This window comes from Methanosarcina baltica, assembly GCF_055394095.1.
In genome coordinates, this window is record NZ_AP042463.1 from 2,317,682 (window position 1) to 2,331,884 (window position 14,203).

The following is a 14,203-nucleotide window of genomic DNA, read 5'->3' on the forward strand; positions in this document are numbered from 1 at the left end:
TTGAGCTCGCACAGCGAGCGAAACGGACTTCGTGCTGTTGCGATTTCATCGCAACTCCCAGGAAATCTTTGATTTCCTGTGATCCCGAAGCGAAACTCGGGTAGTGGAACTCGGGTATTTAAAGGACCGGCGTACTCACCGGCCATCAGGCCGGTTTCCGTGTCCTTCCGTGGTTAAGAAATGGTAAACAAAAATACTTGATATTATATTTGACTCATTCCTAAACAGCTCAAATTCACAATTTGGAAAAGGGATATTTCATGGAAATCAAACAGGGCGACTGGGTGCGCGTTGAAAAAGACGGCACGGTGTACGAAGGCAAGGTGATGCCCTCCGCGGAAGGGTACATCACACTCAAAATGATAAGCGGATACAACGCAGGTTTTCTGGAGTCTGAGGTAAAAATAACCCTGCTCGAAAGCAAAGTTGAAGAGTCGAAAGCCACAGAAAAAGGAAGCAGGGGATCACCCATTGAACTTGCCGCAGAAGTTTCAGGAACACTTCCGAAGGTAGCCATCCTCTCGACAGGCGGGACTATCGCAAGCAAGATAGATTACCGCACAGGAGCCGTCAGCTCTCAGTTCACCGCCGACGACATCCTGAGCGCAATCCCGGAACTTCGGGAAATCGCGGACTTCAAGGGCCGGGTAATCTCAAGCATCCTCTCCGAGAACATGGACTCTTCCTCCTGGGAAATCCTGGCAAAGGCCGTTGTGGAAGAGATTGAAGCGGGAGCTGAGGGCGTAATCATCACCCACGGGACAGATACCATGATGTACTCGGCAGCCGCTCTTTCCTTCATGATCGACACCCCGGTCCCTATCGTTTTCGTGGGTTCTCAGAGAAGCGCGGACCGCCCGAGCAGCGACAACGCCATGAACGCCATCTGTGCGACCCTTGTTGCGATAAGCGACATTGCCGAAGTCTCGGTAGTCATGCACGGTACAACCTCAGATGACTACTGTGAAGTCCACAGAGGCACGAAAGTCAGGAAACTGCACACTTCTCGAAGAGACGCTTTCAAATCCGTCAACTCAAAGCCCATAGCAATTGTGGACTATGAAACCCGGAAAATCGAGACCCTCATTACCCACAAAAAGCGCGGAGAAGTTTCCCTTAAATTCAAACCTGGCATGGAAACGAAGTGTGCCCTTGTCAAGTTCACGCCTGGAGCAGATCCCGCAGTCCTCGACTACTACATCGGGGCCGGATACAAAGGAATCGTTATTGAAGGTACAGGTCTCGGACACGTCTCCACTAAATGGATTCCTTCTATAGAAAAAGCTACAAAGGCCGGGATTCCCGTTGTCATAACCTCTCAGTGCCTCAACGGCCGGGTATGCGACCGGGTCTACGATACGGGCCGGGACATGCTGAAAGCCGGAGCCCTTGAAGGTGAGGACACCCTTCCTGAAACCACTCTTGTAAAAATGATGTGGGTACTCGGCCAGACCAGGGCCTTCGAAGAAGCAATCGAACTGCTCAGGGCCGACCTGAGCGGGGAAATAACAGAGTGCACCCTGTGAAAAGCGAAGGCTGAAAGCCGGAAACTGAGGCCTTCCGGCCTGTTTCCTTTTTCCAGTATTTTCAGATCTCATTATTTTCCTTTTTTCTTGTTTCTATAATCCTATTACTGTTTCTATAATCCTGTTCTTGTTTCTGCGATTATCTTTTTTATTTAATTTATTACATATTCCGGCTTCGGGAGACAGAACAATACCTTTAAATAATAATATGTTTTTATGTACTGTGCTAACAAGTGTCATGTTAGCTTGTGACAATAAGCGGGTTTCAGAAAAGCCCGTCTAAAAGGATGATAAAAATGTTAGGAATCGATGATCCTCAGATCTGGCTTGCATACTTATTATGTATCGGAAGCGCACTTTTGTGCGTTGTTTACGGGGCTCTTAACTGGAAAGAAAGGGGAACTGAACAGACCCACAATACAGGAAGCTCCACGGTCGCAGTCCAGGAGTGAAAGCCCGTCGAGAGCCTGCATATCCGGGCCCGGGAATTGTCCGACTACTGACATTTGTACATATAATACAGGAATGTTTTAACAGGGGCCTGAACCTCCGGGCACACAGGCCTCAAAAACATCAGGTTCATGGCGATTTTTATGGCTGTTAATACTTCTACTCTCTTGTTTCTGGTTTTAATCTACCTTGTGTGCATCTTCTACCTTGCTCGCCTGGGTTACAGGAAAAACTCCCAGTCCGATTATATGCTTGCGGGCCGGAAGGTACACCCTGCCATCATGGCCCTCTCCTATGGAGCAGCCTTTATAAGCACCTCGGCGATCATAGGTTTCGGAGGCGTGGCCGCGTCTCTTGGAATGGGGCTATTGTGGCTCGTTTTTATGAATATATTTTTCGGGATTTTCATAGCCTTCGTAGTCTTCGGGCCGAAGACCCGGCGCATAGGTTTGAACCTCGGAGCGGTCACCTTCCCCGAATTTATTGGAAGAAGGTTCCAGTCCCGTTTCATCCAGGGTTTCTCCGGTCTCCTTATCGGGGTTTTCATGCCTCTCTATGCAGGCAGCGTGCTTATTGGGGCTGCGAGGTTCATTGAAACGATCCTCGGAATCAACTACAACCTGGCCCTTCTGATTTTCACGATTATCATTGCTTCCTACGTAATCAAAGGCGGGCTGCTTTCCGTCATGTACGTGGACGCCTTTCAGGGCACCCTCATGTTCATCGGAATGGCCTTCCTGCTTGTCTTTACCTACGTAAAACTCGGAGGAGTTGTGGGAGCTCACCAGACCCTGACCGACATGGCCCCTCTGGTCCCCCAGGCCCTTACAGACATCGGACACCAGGGCTGGACCGCCATGCCGGTTTTTGGCTCGCCGCTCTGGTGGACTATGGTCTCGACCCTCTTCCTCGGAGTGGGAATTGGAGTGCTTGCCCAGCCCCAGCTTGCTGTCCGCTTTATGACGGTTAAGGACGACCGCTCCCTCAAAAGAGCTGTCCTTGTGGGAGGCCCCTTTATTCTCATGATGGCAGGTGTGGCTTACGTCGTGGGAGCCCTCTCAAACGTATACTTCTACCGGACCACAGGCATGACGGCTCTTGAGGTCGTTGGGGGTAACACCGATCTTATAATGCCGGAGTACCTGAACACTGCCATGCCCGAAATCTTCGTGCTCTTCTTCATGTTGACCCTGCTCTCGGCCGCCATGTCCACCGCCGGGGCCCAGTTCCACGCCATGGGCACAGCCCTCGGGCATGACTTCTACCAGCAGGGCCTGAAAAACGGAAAAGCAGGAGGCTCCACCATCCACGCCACAAGGATCGGAATAGCCGTTACCATTCTGCTCTCGGTAATCCTTGCCTACATACTGCCCGGAAGCATCATCGCCCGCGCAACGGCCATGTTCATGGGACTCTGTACCTCGGCTTTCCTGCCAATCTACATGGGGGCCCTTTTCTGGAAGCGCATGACAAGAGAAGGGGCAGTTGCAAGTCTTGTGGTCGGAACATTCGGAAGTCTTTTCTGGCTGACCTTCGTCCACGCAAAAGAAGCGGTCCCTCTGGGGATCTGCCAGGCGATCTTCGGAAAAGCCACCTTACTTCCCGGAACCTGGACCCTTGTGGACCCGATCCTGATTGCAACTCCACTGGCCTTCCTTGTGGCCATTGTTGTGAGCCTTGCAACCGAGGTCCCTTCAAAAGAGTTCCTGGACAAATGCTACAGGCTCACCCCCGAAGATGAAAACGCTGACGGGACAGAACCTGTATTCTCAAATCACGATAAAATAAGCAGCCCGGACTTCTGAAGTTTCGGGCTGGAAGAGGGGGGTAGGGGACCTGAGGGGAGTCCCCTCCTTAACCTCAACATCAACCTTTTAGCACTGTTTTTAGCACTGTTTTTTGCACTATTATTAGCACAATTTAAATTTCCATTCCCTATTTAATTTTCTTTTCTTACCGGGAGCGTCTGCCCGCCGTGGGGCATGATGTGGATTTTCGCGTCCGGGTTTTCGGCAAGGACGGCCTCAAGGGCATCCTTTACGCTTTCCATGGGGGTAAAGAAAGCTTCCCTGGTCTGTTCCTGAGGCATCTTTGAGACCAGGTAGAGTTTGAACTTCATAGCGGCCTTTGCCACGATTGCGCTCTTGTGTCCCCCGAACTCGAAGCACTGTTTGAAACGTTCAACGGCATCTTCCGGGTTTTTGCATTCCCGGTTCCAGCACTCGTAGACCTGGTTTCCTATCCCTTCGGCACATTCGGCCACCAGGATGATGGAGCCTCCGTTTTTAACAGCCTGGGTTGCGTTATCAAGGGCCTTATTGGCCTGATAGAGGTTCATGTCCTTGGGGTAGCCTCCGCAGGACACGATAACAGCGTCAGCGGGCTCGACCTCGATTTTGTACATGGAGTCCACCACCTCGGTCCCTTTCCTGTGGGCCTCGATGTAGTCCCCGGCAACGGCGGCGACGATTTCTTTCCTGCTGTCAAGTACGACGTTGAGGATGAAATCAAGGCCTGCAACCCCTGCAGCCTCTTCCATGTCCTGCCGGACCGGGCCGTCCACCCTGCCGGAAACCGCGTTTTCCTCGATCATCATCTGGTGATTAGTAAGCACAGACTTTTCCGAACTTACCCCGGGCAGGACGGATTTTGCTCCTCCGCTGTACCCGGCGTAGTAGTGGAACTCGATCCCGCCGGTCCCAACGACCACGTCGGAGTCAAGCACCTCTTCCAGGACCTCGATGGGTGTTCCCCGGCTTGTTTCCCCGATATGCCTGCAGTGACCTGTGTCGTGCTGGATGCAGCGGATTTTTTCATAGATCTCGGCCCCTACAAGTTTTCTGGATTCTTCTTCGGTCTGCTGCCTGTGAAGGCCGAGGGCAAAGACTATGGTTATATTTTCGGCCTTTGCCCCTCCGAGATAAAGTTCCTCAAGGAGAGGAGGCAGGATTTTTGTGGTGGGAGTGGGCCGGGTAACGTCACTTACTATGACTGCGATTTTTGATTCCGGGCCCACGATTTCCGAGAGCCTCTGACTTCCGATTGGGTTTTGCAGGGCTTTCCTGATAAGGGTCTCTGCGTCTCCTTTTGTTTCGGGCTCAGATGGGAGGATTATACTGGATATGTTCTTTTCCGGGAATTCCGGTTCCAGTTTCCCGCTTCCGAAAGCGAGTTTTATCTTTTTCATACTTGTTTTTATATCCATGTTCATATCCGGAAAATTTCTTTTTGATGCTATAAAACGCTATTGAGTCAATTGCAGAGGGGTACATACAATATTATTAGAAACTGTCGCCATTCCTCCAGCAATAAAAATAAGAGAATTATTTATTAAACCATGAGTATATAAATTATAACCGAAGATCCCGGACGTACATGCCGGGGTACTTCAGGGGGGAATAACATGAAAATAATCGACACGATGTCAGCAGAGGAAAAGCCAAATCCTCACAACGTAAGCGTGCGCAAACTCTACGATACCGAACATGCCCAGGTCATGCATATCGAGCTAAAACCGGGGGAGGAACTGAAAAAACACATCACTCCTGTGGATGTTTTCTTTTACATACTGGAGGGAAAAGGCACGGTTGAAATCGGGGACGAAAAAGAGGAGGTCAGCCGGGACATGCTGATCGAAAGCCCTGCAAAGATTCCGCACCGGCTTTTGAATGAAGGGGATTCAACGTTTCGGGTCCTTGTGGTAAAGATCCCCAGACAGAGCGAGTCCACAAAACTTCTTTGAAATGCTGTGAAATATCGAAAACCGTTTTTTGCAGGAAATTAAAAAGCAAGAGAATTGGGGAGTGGAAAACAATGGAAAAGGAGAGAATTTCATATCATGAATCCGTACAAAAAATGTACGAGAAGATAAAAAAAGACGGCATGACAAACGTCTGGGACCGCTATGAAGCCCAGGGCCTTGGGGGAGACCCGGATAAGCGCTGTATGTTCTGTATGGGGGGAATGCGCTGTGATTTCTGTTCCAACGGTCCCTGTCGGGCGGATGCCGCCAAGGACAAGCGGGGTGTCTGCGGGATTACGGCCGACGGCATGGCCATGCGGATGATGTTGCTTCGAAACGTTATGGGGGCGGCAACCTACCAGTATCACACGTCTCAGACCATAAGGACCCTCAGGGAAACCGCGAAGGGGAACACCCCTTATGAAATCCGGGAGCCTGAGAAACTGAAGCAGTTTGCGGCCCGCCTGGGAGTGGATACCGGAGGCACGGATTCCGAAGTTGCCCTTCGTTTCTGTGACTTTGTCGAGCAGGACTTCAACCGGCCTTCCTATGAAGCGAGCCGGATAGTTGAGGCCCTGGCCCCTCCTGAGCGAAAAGAGAGATGGAAGGAACTTAATATGTTCCCTGGCGGGATTTACGGGGAAATGATGCTTTCCACAGGTTCCTGTCTTACAAGCGTGGACGGCTATTACGTGAGCCTGGCCCTGAAGGCGATGCGGCTGGGGGTTTCCATGGCCTACCAGAGCCAGCTTGTAAACGAGTACTGTCAGGACGTCCTTTTTGGGACTCCTATGCCTCACATGATGCGGGTTGACCTCGGGGTGCTTGACCCGGCTTACGTGAACGTCCTTCCGAACGGACACGAGCCTTTCCTGGGCTTTGCCATGGTCCAGCTTGCCCGACAGCCTGACTGGCAGGAGAAAGCAAAGGCTGCCGGGGCAGAGGGCCTGAGGGTAATTGCCAGCATCGAAACCGGCCAGGAAATGATACAGAGGTGGGAGCAGGACGACGTTTTCTACGGTTTTACGGGCAACTGGATTTCCCAGGAAGCCGTATTTGCAAGCGGCTGCGTGGACCTTTTTGCGGCCGATATGAACTGCTCTTTGCCGGTTGCTCCCCTCTATGCTGAAAAGTACGGGTTCAAGCTCATGCCTGTGAGCGAACTCGTGGCCTTTGAGGGTATCAGTGAAAGGTTGAACTACAACCCCGCCGAGGCCGAACAACAGGCAGCTACCCTCCTGGACCTGGCAATCGAGAACTTCAAAAAGCGGAAAAACCAGAAAGAACCCGCCCTGAAACTGCCCATGAAAGAGGCCATGGTGGGCTTTTCAACCGAGAGTATCCTGGCCGCCCTCGGAGGTAAACTCGATATCTTGATTGATGCCATAACAAGCGGCGCAATAAAGGGCGTGGTGGGAATGGTTTCCTGCACTTCCCTCAGGGACTCCGGCCAGGACACGCACAGTGTCAAGGTTGTAAAGGAGCTGATAAAAAGGGATATCCTGGTCCTTTCCCTGGGTTGCGGAAACGGGGGAATGCAGGTTGCAGGCCTTTGCAGTCCGGAAGCCAGGGAGTTTGCGGGCGAAGGCCTGAAAACCGTTTGCCAGGCCCTCGGGGTTCCCCCTGTTCTGAGCTACGGGACCTGCACTGATACCGGAAGACTTGCCGACCTCCTCCTGGCAATCTCCGAGGCCCTCGGAGGTGTTCCCATTCCCGACCTCCCCGTGGCCGCCGCGGCCCCCGAATACATGGAGCAGAAGGCCACCATCGACGCCATCTTTGCCTTGGGCTTCGGGCTCTACACCTACGTAAACCCCGTCCCCACCATAACCGGGGCCCCTAACCTTGTCAAACTGCTGACAGAAGGTTGCCTGGAAGTTACAGGCGGGGTCATGAATGTGGAAACGGATGCTGTGAAGGCAGTTGACGGGATCGAAAAGCACATCATGGAAAAGAGGGCGAAACTGGGGATCTGAGGAATTCAGACTTTACTAGACTTACGCAGTTGAACAAAAAACCAGTAGCATGAAGCACCAAACTGTCTAAAGCACAATATTCTTGACAGGCTCTCATGTGCTTGGTTTTGCATCTCAAGTGCGTAACTCCTATTTACTTTCAAAGATGTATGGTTTTCCGATACCAAGCGGCTTTGTTTATGTATTGCCTAGAAAAGAATAATCCTGCTGATTCTGTTTTGTTCGTTCACTCACGGTAAGAAGGGAAGCTAAATCTTCGTCAACTACCCCACGCTGAAGCAATGGGGCTTGTATAAGCCCTGGTTGACCAGCCTAAGTCTTAATTGACTACGTTGAAAATGTCATGATACCTGCAAATGCTTCCTCAGTTTGCAGCTCTATCGTGTAGTATTAAAAGTCCTGGGAGGTAGGGACGGTGTACTACGCATGACAAGCATTTCCAACATTGGCGAGGGGAGACAATTTAAAAATTGCGTTACCTGCCGCGGAAATTCGTTTCCAAAGAAGAGCGGAGAAATCCAAATATGACATTCGTACTAAACAAGAACAAAGAGCCTTTAAGTCCCTGCCACGAAGCAGTTGCAAGAAAACTGCTTAAAGCGGGAAAAGCGGTTATTCACAAAAAATATCCCTTTACAATCCGACTCAAAGAGCTGAAAAAGTCTAAGGACAATTCAGAATTTCGGCTCAAAATAGATTATGGAAGCCGTCATACTGGCCTTGCTATCCTGAACGGTTCAACGGTAGTCTGGACGGCCCAACTGCATCACAGGACAGGAATTAAAACGAAACTTGATGACAGAAGAGCAATGAGGAGAAACCGAAGAAACCGCAAAACCAGATACAGAAAACCGAGGTTCATGAACCGGAAAAGAAGGGAAGGCTGGCTGCCTCCATCCCTGCAAAGCCGTGTAGATAACATAGAAAATTGGGCCGATAGGCTCAGGAAACTATGCCCAATGACACATATTTCCTATGAAAACTGCAAGTTTGATACTCAACTCATGCAAAACCCTGAGATAAGTGGAATTGAGTATCAGCAGGGAGAGCTGCAAGGTTATGAGGTCCGGGAATACCTGCTTGAAAAATTTGGCAGAAAATGTGTGTACTGTGGAGCTGAAAACGTTCCTTTGCAAATTGAGCATATTATTCCTAAAAGTAGAGAAGGCTCAAGCAGGATTTCTAACCTAACTTTAGCTTGCAGAGAATGCAACCAGAAGAAAGGAAACAGAACGGCGGAAGAATTCGGACATCTGGAAGTGCATAACCTGGCCAAAAAACCGCTTAAAGATGCTGCGATTGTAACTGCTACCAGATGGAAAGTTTTTGAAGTCTTGACGAGAACGGGCCTTCCTGTAGAATGTGGTACAGGCGCAAGAACGAAAATGAACAGGATCAAAGCAGGAATTCAAAAGGATCACCATTTTGATGCTGTTTTTGTAGGCGAATCCACACCAGATACAATCAAGTTTGCAACAAACAGCGTACTGCATATCAAAACAAAGGGAAGAGGGCAGTACAAAAGAACAAATCTCGATAAGTACGGTTTTCCACGGTCATACTTGCCCCGGCAAAAAACCTTTTTCGGATTTCAAACTGGCGATACAATCAAAGCTGTTGTAACTGGAGGGAAGTACAAAGGGATCTGGTTTGGCTCCGTTGCTTGTAGGAAATCAGGCAGTTTTGACATTAAGAACAAGGAAGGAAAAAGAATTGCACAAGGAATTAATAAAAAATACTTCAAAGTGGTACAGAGAGGAGATGGCTACGAATATTTGGCAGAGGAGTACGGCATTCCTCCCGGCGTTAAAGCAACCGGGCTTCCTGCCTGTTGATCCGTGAGTAAACAAAGCACCCTGATCATATGCTTCCTTTGCATATCGAAGGATCTTTGCTTTTCTGACTGCAGGAACTCCATATTCAGATAAAACATCGAGATCAGTTTTTGAGACAAGGGTTATCCAAACAGTTACAAATTTGCATTTGATAAGTGGTTTTCCTGCTGGTTCATCAGAAGAAACAAGGTTTATGGAGATTATATTTTTGCTAAGTCCGTTCTCGTGAAAATATTCCGGATCAAAGTGATATTTGACAGACTCAAGGATAGACCTGGCAACTCCAGGAGCAATTTCAAAGTCATACTCAATTTAGGAGAGAAATTCTGTTCAGCACTTTTGACATCTAAACGATGGACATCCTTCATGGCCTTTACCCCTAATTATATAATGACCAATCTGACATATGTCTGCATTTATTATACTATGAAAAGCCTTTCAAGCACCCCTTCAAGGCTGGAACTAATCAAGCTCAAAAAGCTGAACATATTGATATATAAATAAAATCATATTCAATTATATGAGGGTTTTCCAGAGACTGAATGTTTTTATCCTGCTGGTTTTGATACTTTTTATCGCATATATCCGGTATCTGACTGACTTTTATATCGTCGAGGACCGGTCTCTATTGGATGCTCTTCTTACCTCTTTAATTGTAGTTTTTCTAGCCTATGTAATAAATTCCCTTGTCGGAAACCTCATCCTTAGAAGAGTTTCGGCTTCCAAAGATAGATATACTCTGCGGAAGGTGATATCTATCCTTGTTACAGTACTTGTTTTTGCTTCCCTTTTTGCAATCTGGATTGAGAGAACGACCACCCTGATTATTGCCTATGGGATTCTGAGTGCCGGAGTTGCAATTGCACTTCAAGACCTTCTGAGGAACATAGCCGGAGGAATTCTCATAATCATATCCAGCCCCTTTAAAGCAGGAGACAGGATCCAGGTCGGAGACAGTACAGGTGATGTGCTGGATATAGGGAGTTTCAACACCACAATTATGGAAATCCGGGAATGGGTGGACGCAGACCAGTACACTGGCAGGATTCTCCACATCCCTAACAGTTTTGTCCTCAATCAGACGATTAAAAATTATACCAGGGACTATTCCTTTATCTGGGACGAAATCCGGATTCTGTTAATCTATGGCAGCAACTGGAAAAAAGCCGAAGAGATCGCCCTCAAAACTGCAGGCCCAATCGTAGGGGAGTTTGAGGAGCTGGCGCAGAAGGAGCTTGGTCTCCTGGGAAAAAAATACTTTATTACAACCTATGATGTGCAGACAAAACTCTTCATGAAGATGCAGGAAAACTGGATCGAAATGCGGTTAAGGTATGTTGTAGAGCCCAGAAAAAGGAGGGCAATCAACCACCTTTTGATCTCAAGCATTCTCGAAGCTCTGGAAAAAGAAGAGGATATTATGGTAGGAACAGCAACGAGTATCGACCTTATGAAGTCCCGGACAAAAGATGATGTATGATATACAGTAGTTGGTTTAGCTGCCCGAATTGCCGCCCGAATTGCGCCTCGGGAGTAAGCGGTCCTTTTCGCTACGCTCAAGAGGACCAATTTAGAAGTTATAGTAGTAAGCTTCATTGGTCTTCGGTTAAGATACGAATTGTTACAAACGTGTTATTTTCATCATACTTTCTGTCAACTACAAAATTGGAAATCGATATGTTGTTAGAACACGAGTAGTCAATTTAGGGTAAACAAAATCCTTAACCGAATACAAATGGACGTTTCTTATCTATTTGTTATTTTCTCCAAAACCAGAGAGCAGCCTGGATAGAAACTTCAAAACGTGGATTTCCTGTTATTTATTTTTCTCGTTTATTATTAAGACAAGGCCGTTTGCTCCGCAAATGGGAAACGGCTCAACCTCTTCGAATATCCTCTAAAAACCCAATGGAAACACCAGAGAGTTGCCAGTTTAAAAAAATGAAATTACTAAAGATGCGGCCAACTGATTATGATACAACCTCATCCAGTTAAATCTAATTACTAATTTTAACATAATTAGTAATTATTAGTTATTCAACTCAGTAATAAATTTTCAAAAACTATAATTTATTTTTTTTATCCCTAAAAATGCGCGGAACTCAGGGTGCAATCAAGGAAGTATATTTTGTAAAAATACATTAATGTAGAATAGTTTATTTTTTAATAATATACTATAATAGCTTATTATATTTTAAGAAAATATAATTTTGATATAAATTATATCATAGCAACATAGATAATCAAGGACCACCTGATTAAAAGCATGGAAAAAGAAATAATAAAGCAAACAATCCTTGAGCAGAGGAAGCTTTTCGAAAGAGATGAAGATATTGTAAAAAGAGAGGTCCCCGAATACCTTCTTCATACCCCTAAAATTGTCGTCATAACTGGTATAAGGAGATGTGGAAAGTCCACACTATTAAAGGAGATATCCGAAGGATGCAAAAATCACGCTTACACAAACTTCGAAGACGAAAGGTTTCTTGAATTCAGTGCAAAAGATTTCAACACTCTTCTGGAAATATTCCTTGAGTTTGGCCCCGAAACGGACACCCTGTTTTTTGATGAGATACAAAACATATACGGCTGGGAAAAATTTGTCAGAAGGCTGTTCACGGAAGGATACAAGATCTTCGTTACTGGCTCAAGTTCAAACCTATTAAGCTCGGAAATTGCCACAAGCCTTACCGGAAGAAACTTCAAACACGAGCTATTTCCATTCAGTTTCAAGGAATACCTCAGATACCAAAACTTCGAAACAAAAGACGTTTACACAACCCGGGAAAAAGCGGCTCTTTCCGGACATTTCGAAGACTATCTGAAATACGGCGGCTTTCCTGAGATAGCAAAATCAAGAAATGAAAAAGAACTGATGGAAATATATCAGGATATACTGATAAAAGACCTGCTCGTAAGACTTAAAATAAAAGATTCAAAAGATTTCCGCGACCTTTCTCTCTACCTCCTTTCAAATATTTCTAGAAAAATGAGTTACAACAACCTGAAAAATGTGCTTGGGTTCAGCAACGCCTCGAAGGTAAAAAACTACGTGGAATTCCTCTCCGAAGCTTATCTTTTTTTCACTCTGAACAAATACGACCCCTCATTAAAGAAACAGATTCAAAGCGCAAGGAAAGTTTACGCAATCGACACGGGCCTTGTAAACGCGGTATCCTTCATGTTTTCAGAAAACACCGGCCCTCTGCTTGAAAATCTCGTGTTTCTCGAACTCAAGAGGCGCTTTTCAGAAATATATTACCACGAAGGAAAAAAAGAGTGCGACTTCCTGGTAAAAGAAAAAGAAAAGATCGTACAGGCAATCCAGGTTACAGCTTCAATGGCGGACCCGATAACCGAAAAAAGAGAAATCGAGGGCCTCGAAGAAGCCATGGAAAAACACAGTCTCAAAGAAGGGTATATAATTACGAAAGACATGGAAAAAACAGTGGAGCGGGAAGGAAGAACAATACACGTAATACCCATAATTAAATGGCTTCTGGAATAACAATGCAAAAAAATAAAAAATTATGAAAAAATAGAACCAAGGGGTCCCCTCATAAAAATTAAACAGCCCGGAAAGGCCACTTTAATCTTACCGGTTTTTAGCAAAATTCAAAGCTCAATCGGTTCTCCAGGCTTCATAATAATTACTTCTGTCTCCCCTTTTGCTTCCACGGCCCTTTTAAATTCTTCCGGGTCCTGGTCAATCACATCAAAGGTGCCGTAATGCATGGGAATTACGATTTTTGGCCTCAGAAGTTCGACGGCCTTTACAGCTTCCCGGATACCCATTGTGAACTTATCTCCTATGGGCAGCAGGGCGATATCGGGTTCATAGAGTTCACTTATAAGCCTCATGTCCCCGAAAACTCCGGTATCTCCGGCATGATAGATCGAATGTCCCCCCATCCCTATCACAAACCCAGCCGGGCAGCCCCCGTCGAACCCGAAGCTTGAGGCTTCAATGGAAGAGGAATGCAAAGCCTCGGTCATGGTGAAGCTAACGCCTTCGACATTCACGGTCCCGCCTTTGTTCATGCCCTCGGCAAAGACCTCTTTTGACTTGATGAAATTTGCAACCTCATGGATGGAAATAATCCGGCAGCCGACCCTTTTCCCGATTTCTATGGTGTCGCCCAGGTGGTCAGAGTGTCCGTGGGTCACTGCGATAATATCAGGGTTCAGAGATTCGGGGCCACAGGGAGCTTTCGGGTTTCCGGTGATGAAGGGGTCGATCAACACTTTTTTCTCAGCTTCAAATAAAAAAGCAGAATGTCCAAGCCAGGTAATTTTTACTTTTTCCATATAAGTCACCTTTTTAATTGATTGTTAATTAGAAATTTAAATCAGAATTGATCAGCATCAATAATCGTTATTTAATCAAGTTAGGAATGTGAAAATATAACTTAAGATTTTATTTCGGGAATTGCTCTATACTCATACAGATTGTGTTTTTGTGTGAGAAGGTGTTTGGTGTGGGCATTATTCAAACCACGGAACACACGGAACACACGGAAAAAGAATGCAGGAAGACGATATTTATGGTTGCTCTGGCGTTTTTTAGTCTGCTTGAGTGAGCGAAGCGAGCGAAACGGACCTCGTGCTCCCGAAGCGAAACTCGGGGAAGACGACAAGTACGGTTGTTCTGGCATTTTTTAGTTATTTCTCAAG

The 14,203-nt window shown here is 46.9% G+C and carries 10 protein-coding genes and 1 pseudogene; 8 read left to right on the top strand and 3 right to left on the bottom strand.

What is annotated here, in order from left to right; translation table 11 throughout:
- The first annotated feature begins 260 nt into the window (after positions 1–260).
- The 3 genes from gatD (at position 261) to ACZ5QV_RS10160 (ending at position 3,781) form a co-directional block, all read left to right on the top strand.
- Positions 261–1,526, top strand: a complete 1,266-nt coding sequence (gene gatD / locus ACZ5QV_RS10150; protein WP_464599709.1) for a Glu-tRNA(Gln) amidotransferase subunit GatD — start codon at positions 261–263, stop codon at positions 1,524–1,526.
- A gap of 296 nt (positions 1,527–1,822) precedes the next feature.
- The gene (locus tag ACZ5QV_RS10155) at positions 1,823–1,978 is read left to right on the top strand and encodes a symporter small accessory protein (protein WP_464599710.1); all 156 of its coding nucleotides are present in this window, start codon (positions 1,823–1,825) and stop codon (positions 1,976–1,978) included.
- Positions 1,979–2,119: 141 nt separating this feature from the next.
- Complete coding sequence (locus ACZ5QV_RS10160) at positions 2,120–3,781, top strand: sodium:solute symporter family protein (protein ID WP_464599711.1); 1,662 nt, start codon at positions 2,120–2,122, stop codon at positions 3,779–3,781.
- 134 nt (positions 3,782–3,915) lie between these two features.
- Here the strand turns inward: ACZ5QV_RS10160 and larAH6 are convergent, their stop codons facing one another.
- Positions 3,916–5,163, bottom strand: coding sequence for a nickel-dependent malate racemase, LarAH6 family (gene larAH6, locus ACZ5QV_RS10165; protein WP_464599712.1), 1,248 nt, complete (start codon positions 5,161–5,163; stop codon positions 3,916–3,918).
- 216 nt (positions 5,164–5,379) lie between these two features.
- Here larAH6 and ACZ5QV_RS10170 point away from each other — a divergent pair, with 216 nt between their 5' ends.
- From ACZ5QV_RS10170 to iscB, 3 genes are all read left to right on the top strand, one after another.
- Positions 5,380–5,718 (top strand): cupin domain-containing protein, encoded by a 339-nt coding sequence (locus tag ACZ5QV_RS10170; RefSeq protein WP_464599713.1) that lies wholly within the window; start codon positions 5,380–5,382, stop codon positions 5,716–5,718.
- 71 nt (positions 5,719–5,789) lie between these two features.
- Positions 5,790–7,694, top strand: coding sequence for an anaerobic carbon-monoxide dehydrogenase catalytic subunit (gene cooS / locus ACZ5QV_RS10175; RefSeq protein ID WP_464599714.1), 1,905 nt, complete (start codon positions 5,790–5,792; stop codon positions 7,692–7,694).
- Between the two features lie 524 nt (positions 7,695–8,218).
- Positions 8,219–9,529, top strand: coding sequence for an RNA-guided endonuclease IscB (gene iscB / locus ACZ5QV_RS10180; RefSeq protein ID WP_464599715.1), 1,311 nt, complete (start codon positions 8,219–8,221; stop codon positions 9,527–9,529).
- A gap of 15 nt (positions 9,530–9,544) precedes the next feature.
- On the opposite strand, the pseudogene ACZ5QV_RS10185 reads toward iscB, so the two are convergent.
- Positions 9,545–9,841 (bottom strand): annotated as a pseudogene (locus tag ACZ5QV_RS10185) (DUF1670 domain-containing protein); the annotation flags it as partial.
- 436 nt (positions 9,842–10,277) lie between these two features.
- On the opposite strand from ACZ5QV_RS10185, the gene ACZ5QV_RS10190 reads away from it, so the two are divergent.
- Positions 10,278–11,009 carry a mechanosensitive ion channel family protein gene (locus ACZ5QV_RS10190; protein WP_464599716.1) on the top strand — a complete coding sequence of 244 codons (732 nt, stop codon included), beginning with the start codon at positions 10,278–10,280 and terminating at the stop codon, positions 11,007–11,009.
- Positions 11,010–11,795: 786 nt separating this feature from the next.
- Positions 11,796–13,037, top strand: a complete 1,242-nt coding sequence (locus ACZ5QV_RS10195) for an ATP-binding protein (RefSeq protein WP_464599717.1) — start codon at positions 11,796–11,798, stop codon at positions 13,035–13,037.
- Between the two features lie 107 nt (positions 13,038–13,144).
- Here ACZ5QV_RS10195 and ACZ5QV_RS10200 read toward each other — a convergent pair whose 3' ends face one another.
- A complete protein-coding gene (locus ACZ5QV_RS10200; protein ID WP_464599718.1) occupies positions 13,145–13,837 on the bottom strand; it encodes a metal-dependent hydrolase in 693 nt (230 codons plus the stop codon).
- Positions 13,838–14,203: the final 366 nt, after the last annotated feature.